A 325-nucleotide genomic window follows, 5' to 3' on the forward strand; every position below is an offset into this window, starting at 1 on the left:
CTTCTAAGTCGCTGATCGCCATTTGTGGCAGCTCTGATTCAACTTGGCTGTCTGCCGCGATAGCAATAATGTTGTTATCGTTTGGATATAACCAAGGTTTGCCCACTTCATCTCGGTGCAGTTCAATTTTAGGGAAGGCGATGTTCTTACAGCCTTCAACCAAAATCAGATCAAGGGTGTTGGTATCAAATCGAGTCAGCAGGTAATAAAAATCTGCTTCGGCTTCTGGTGTTTCTGTCATCATCACGTGACGATTACGCGATGCAATCAACATTTGGTTCGCGCCCGCTTTACGTAAGCGGTAACTGTCTTTACCCGGCTTATC

General features: G+C 45.5%; 1 protein-coding gene. It reads right to left on the minus strand.

Annotation, left to right across the window (positions count from 1 at the left end; all coding sequences use genetic code 11):
- The coding region (gene mobB / locus AB4486_RS25930; protein ID WP_372119610.1) for a molybdopterin-guanine dinucleotide biosynthesis protein B at window positions 1–325 on the minus strand (325 nt) is incomplete at both ends.

Source organism: Vibrio sp. 10N.222.55.C6 (assembly GCF_041473395.1).
GTDB classification, from domain to species: Bacteria; Pseudomonadota; Gammaproteobacteria; order Enterobacterales; family Vibrionaceae; genus Vibrio; species Vibrio crassostreae_C.